Genomic DNA, 4,929 nt, shown 5'->3' with positions numbered 1-4,929 from the left:
ATGCGGGCCGCCGCGGCCCCCGGCGCCCGGTGCGTCGTCGTCGACGACGTGCTCACCACGGGGGCGACCCTCGGCGAGGCGGCCCGCGCACTGCGGGCCGGCGGGGCCGAGGTGCTCGGGGCGGTGGTGCTCGCCGCCGTGCGGCCGCCGGCAGTTCCGCTCACCGCTGATTCGGGTCCGGCCCGGCCGGGTGAATATCCCGTGTGATTCAACTAACGTTGAGTCACGGGACGCAACAATCCTCCCGGGTGGGCGGCCCCATCCGCCCACGTCACCCCCGAGATTTGGAGGGCATCATGGAACTGAACGTCATGGGGCGCAACGTCGCCGTACCGGAGCGGTTCAAGGAGTACGCCGCCGAGAAGGTCGTCAAGTTCGAGGAGCTGGGCGAGAAGGTCCAGCGCATTGATGTCAAGGTCACCAAGGACCACGCGCTGCCCGGCCACCAGGGGATGGGCGTGGAGATCACGGTCTCCGGACGCGGCCCCGTCCTGCGGGCCGAGGCGCGCGGCGACGACAAGTTCGCCGCCTTCGACGAGGCCTACAGCAAGCTCCTCGAGCGCCTTCGCCGGGCCCGCGACCGCCGCAAGGTGCACCGCGGCGCCCACCGTCCCACGGCCGTTCACGAGGCCACCGGCGCCCTGCCCGTGGTCCCCAGTTCCGGGCCCATCTACACCACCGCCGCGGAGCTCGCGACCGCCGAGCAGGAGGCGTTCGACCAGAGCGTGAGCCTCACCGACGCGGTCACCCCCGTCGAGATCCGGCGCAAGCGGTTCCCGGCCTCCGAGCTGAGCGTCGACGAGGCCGTCGACCACATGGAGCTCGTCGGCCACGACTTCTACCTCTTCGTCGACAAGGAGACCGGCGAGCCCTCCGCGGTCTACCGCCGCAAGGGCTGGAGCTACGGCGTCATCAGCCTGAGCGAGAACGGCGAGGAGTCCGAGGAGAGCGTCCGGGCCTACCAGCCCGAGCCCGCCGGCTGACCCCACCCCGTGACGGCGGGCCCGCCCGGCTGGGTGCCGGCCGGGTCCCGCCCCGGAAGAGCCCGGTGGTCGCGGCCACCGGGCTCGTCCGCGCCCGGAGACCGGCACCGGCTCCCGTAGACTGGAGCGGGTGCCGGACACCCCCCCCCCATCAGTCCCAGCACGGCAGTCGAACACGAGGAGCGTGTGCACGTGGCGTCATTCCTGGAGAAAGTCCTCAGGACCGGAGACAAGAAGGTCCTGACGAGGCTGCGGTCCTACACGACCGCCATCAACAGCCTCGAGGACGGCTTCCGGGAGCTCAGCGACGCGGAGCTGCGCGCCGAGACGGACGCGTTCCGCGCCCGGGTCGCCGACGGCGAGTCCCTGGACCGGCTGCTGCCCGAGGCCTTCGCCGTGGTCCGGGAGGCCGCGTCCCGCACCCTGGGCCAGCGCCACTACGACGTCCAGCTCATGGGCGGCGCCGCCCTGCACCTCGGGAACATCGCCGAGATGAAGACCGGCGAGGGCAAGACCCTCGTGGCGACGGCCCCCGCCTACCTCAACGCCCTCTCCGGCAAGGGTGTCCACGTCGTCACCGTGAACGACTACCTGGCCGAGTACCAGGCCAACCTCATGGGGCGCGTCTACCGGTTCCTGGGCATGGAGACCGGCGTGGTGCTGGCCAACCAGGACCCGGCGACCCGCCGCCAGCAGTACGTCGCCGACATCACGTACGGGACGAACAACGAGTTCGGCTTCGACTACCTCCGCGACAACATGGCGTGGAGCCCCGACGAGCTCGTGCAGCGCGGCCACAGCTTCGCGATCGTCGACGAGGTGGACTCCATCCTCATCGACGAGGCCCGCACCCCGCTGATCATCTCCGGGCCCGCCTCCGGCGAGGCCAACCGGTGGTACACCGAGTTCGGCCGCCTCGTGCAGCGGCTCGACGCGGGCACCGACTACGAGGTGGACGAGAAGAAGCGCACCGTCGGCGTGCTCGAGTCCGGGATCGAGAAGGTCGAGGACTGGCTCGGCATCGACAACCTCTACGAGGCCCAGAACACCCCGCTCATCGGCTTCCTCAACAACGCCATCAAGGCCAAGGAGCTCTTCCGCGCCAACAAGGACTACGTGGTGCTCAAGGGCGAGGTCATGATCGTCGACGAGCACACCGGGCGCATCCTCGCCGGCCGACGCTACAACGAGGGCATGCACCAGGCCATCGAGGCGAAGGAGGGGGTCGAGATCAAGGCGGAGAACCAGACCCTCGCCACGGTCACCCTGCAGAACTACTTCCGCCTCTACGAGAAGCTCGCGGGCATGACCGGCACCGCCGAGACCGAGGCCGCGGAGTTCATGAACACCTACGGGCTGGGCGTCGTGTCCATCGAGACGCACCGCCCCCTCGTCCGCATCGACCGCCCCGACCTCGTCTACAAGAACGAGGTCGCGAAGTTCGCCGCGGTGGTCAAGGACATCGAGGAGCGGCACGCGAAGGGCCAGCCGGTCCTCGTGGGCACCGTGTCGGTCGAGAAGAGCGAGTACCTCTCCAAGCTGCTCGCCCAGCGCGGCGTCCGCCACGAGGTCCTCAACGCGAAGAACCACGCCCGGGAGGCCGCGATCGTCGCGCAGGCCGGCCGCAAGGGTGCGGTGACCGTGGCCACCAACATGGCCGGCCGCGGCACCGACATCATGCTCGGCGGCAACGCCGAGTTCAACGCCGTGGACCGGATGCGGGAGAAGGGCCTGGACCCGCAGCGGGACGCGGAGGAGTACGAGCGCGTGTGGCCGGACGTGGTGGCCGGCTGCGAGGAGGAGACCCGCGCCGAGCACCAGGAGGTGGTCGACGTCGGCGGTCTCTACGTCCTGGGCACGGAGCGCCACGAGTCGCGGCGCATCGACAACCAGCTGCGCGGGCGCTCCGGGCGGCAGGGGGACCCGGGCGAGTCCCGCTTCTACCTCTCCCTCGCGGACGACCTCATGCGGCTGTTCAACGCCGGTGCCGCCCAGCGGCTCATGGCGGGGGCGCCGGACGACACCGCGCTCGAGCACAAGATCGTCTCCCGCGCCATCGCCTCCGCGCAGAGCCAGGTCGAGGGGCGCAACGCCGAGCAGCGCAAGAACGTCCTCAAGTACGACGACGTCCTCAACCGCCAGCGCGAGGCGGTCTACCGCGACCGCCGCCGGGTCCTCGAGGGCGACGACCTCCAGGAGCAGATCGTCCAGTTCGTCGACGAGGTGGTCACCTCCACGGTCCAGGACCGCACGGCGGTCGGCCACCCCGAGGACTGGGACCTCGACGGCCTGTGGGAGTCCCTGCGCACCATCTACCCCGTGACCCTGTCGGTCGACGAGGTCGTGGAGGAGGCCGGGGGCCGCACGCGGCTCACGGCGGAGTTCCTGCGCGAGCAGATCCTCTCGGACGCCCGCCTCGTCTACGACCAGCGGGAGGAGGAGGTGGGCGCGGAGGCCATGCGCAACCTGGAGCGGCGCGTGCTGCTGTCGGTCATCGGGCGCAAGTGGCCCGAGCACCTCTACGAGATGGACTACCTCAAGGAGGGCATCGGCCTGCGGGCGATGGCCCAGCGCGACCCGCTCGTGGAGTACCAGCGCGAGGGCTACGCGATGTTCCAGGAGATGATGGGCGCGATCCGCGAGGAGACGGTCTCGACCCTGTACCGGATGGAGATCCGCCGCCAGCGCGTGGGCGCCGACGGCGGGCCCGTCGACCTGCAGATCCCGCGCCAGCCCAGCTTCCTGCAATACACCGCGCCCGCTGAGACCGGCGGCACGCAGACCCGCACGGAGCCCACCGCGGCGGGCCGCGGCGAGGACGACGCGGACGCCGCCGCGGCGTCCGCCAACCGGGCCGGGCGCCGGGCCCGCGCCCGGGCCGCCAGCGCCGAGTCCGCGGAGGGCTGAGCCCGCCGAGGACAGGTTCCTCCCCAGGCTGAGTCCGCCGGGGGCTGAGCCTGCCGGGGACTCGGTCCGCCGGGGTCGAACGCGCCGGGGCGGGGAGGCGGGGTCAGCCGACCTCGAGCTGCGTCACGCTCCAGCCCCGCCCCAGCCGCTCCACCCGCATGGCCACGGCCCGGCTGCGCCTCGGCTCGACCACCACCAGGGCCACCTCGTAGACCCCGCGGCCCACCCGGCAGACCCGGCACCTGCGCACGTGGGGGTTCCGGTGCAGCTCCTGCAGCGCGGCCTTGCCCTCGAACTGCTCCTGGAGCAGCCGGAGCATGTCGGCGCGCTGCTGGAAGCGCTCCACAATCTCCGGGGTGGTCCAGCGGCCCAGCTGTGCCGCCGGCCGGCTCCCGCCCAGCACCTCCACGGCCGCCTGGCCGATGGAACGGGCCAGGGCCGTCACCCGGCCCAGCTCGTCCTCGGCGTCGTGGCCCAGCACACGCGTGGCGCCCCACGTGTAGCCGCCGGGGGCCGTGGGCGGCGCCGGGCGCCCCCGGCGGGCGGAGGGCCCGGCCGCCGGGCGTCCGCGCTCGGGCGCGAGCGGACGGGCAACGGGGTCGGAACCGGCGGTGGGTGCGTTCATGACGGGCCTCCTGGGAACGGTGCTGCGGTGGGTCGATGGTGGGGTGCCGCGGAGCCGGGGCGGGTCAGGGCCCCCCGGCGCCGGGCACGACGAGCCGCTGACCCGGCAGGAGCCGGTGCGGTCCGTCCGGGAGCACCGGCCGGTTCAGCTCGTACCAGCGGGGCCATGCACGGGCGACCTGCTGGTCGGAGGCCTCCGGGCCCAGGTGGGCGGCGGCCAGGGACCACAGAGTGTCCCCGCGCACGACCGTGACGGCGCCGTCCACTGTGCGCTCCGCCACCGAGGGGCCGGTCTGCGGGAAGCAGGGATCCGGATCCGTCGACGGCGCGGGGGCGGACTCCCCGCCCGGGACGGGCTCGCGGTCGGGGCCGGGTCGGGGTCCGGCACCGGGGGCGGGCGCCGGGCCGAGGGAGA

The 4,929-nt window shown here is 72.7% G+C and carries 5 protein-coding genes; 3 read left to right on the top strand and 2 right to left on the bottom strand.

Annotated elements, in window-relative coordinates:
* From CRM73_RS18175 to secA, 3 genes are all read left to right on the top strand, one after another.
* Positions 1-207, top strand: a 207-nt coding sequence (locus tag CRM73_RS18175) for a phosphoribosyltransferase family protein (RefSeq protein WP_232035384.1), incomplete at its 5' end; no start/stop codon positions are given.
* Positions 208-296: 89 nt separating this feature from the next.
* Positions 297-983 carry a ribosome hibernation-promoting factor, HPF/YfiA family gene (gene hpf / locus CRM73_RS18170; protein WP_017833627.1) on the top strand — a complete coding sequence of 229 codons (687 nt, stop codon included), beginning with the start codon at positions 297-299 and terminating at the stop codon, positions 981-983.
* Positions 984-1,175: 192 nt separating this feature from the next.
* Positions 1,176-3,890, top strand: a complete 2,715-nt coding sequence (secA, locus tag CRM73_RS18165; RefSeq protein ID WP_109222181.1) for a preprotein translocase subunit SecA — start codon at positions 1,176-1,178, stop codon at positions 3,888-3,890.
* Between the two features lie 103 nt (positions 3,891-3,993).
* On the opposite strand, the gene CRM73_RS18160 is transcribed toward secA, so the two are convergent.
* Both CRM73_RS18160 and CRM73_RS18155 read right to left on the bottom strand, forming a co-directional pair.
* Entirely contained in the window at positions 3,994-4,515 is a 522-nt protein-coding gene (locus tag CRM73_RS18160) for an Rv3235 family protein (RefSeq protein WP_017833629.1), read from the bottom strand.
* Between the two features lie 64 nt (positions 4,516-4,579).
* Positions 4,580-4,929 (bottom strand): LysM peptidoglycan-binding domain-containing protein (locus CRM73_RS18155; protein WP_229588684.1); only part of this gene is annotated, 350 nt, incomplete at its 5' end.

The sequence above is a fragment of the Kocuria sp. CCUG 69068 genome (assembly GCF_020833785.1).
Taxonomy (GTDB): Bacteria; Actinomycetota; Actinomycetes; order Actinomycetales; family Micrococcaceae; genus Kocuria; species Kocuria rosea.
The sequence above is the reverse complement of the archived record's forward strand: the minus strand, read 5'-3'. Positions and strand labels throughout refer to the sequence as shown.